Below are 254 nucleotides of genomic sequence, written 5' to 3' on the forward strand. Positions count from 1 at the left end.
TTTAAGGGTGTAGCTGATTTCTAAACCCTCCTGACTTCAGCAAGCACCTGGCTATGTAATTGGTTAAATTTCTAAAGCCCAAGGCGGTACCTCGTAAGTGCTCAAGTCGCCCGTTGATAGCTTCTGTTGGACCGTTGCTGGTTCCTGGCCGGTCGAAGTAGGCAAGGATGCTCTCAGCGTATTTTTTCAGCGTTTCCCCCAAGCCTTTCACCTCGATGAGCGCTTTGGGCAAGTCGCTGGCTGTAATGATATTT

1 protein-coding gene is annotated in these 254 nt (G+C 49.2%); it reads right to left on the reverse strand.

The genetic code is table 11. The features are described from left to right. Nucleotide 1 precedes the first annotated feature (1 nt). A partial coding sequence (locus tag C167_RS33435) for a transposase (protein ID WP_162140469.1) occupies nucleotides 2-254 on the reverse strand: 253 nt, incomplete at its 5' end.

Origin of the sequence: Pseudomonas nitroreducens TX1, from assembly GCF_000313755.1 — a bacterium.
Taxonomy (GTDB): Bacteria; Pseudomonadota; Gammaproteobacteria; order Pseudomonadales; family Pseudomonadaceae; genus Pseudomonas; species Pseudomonas nitroreducens_A.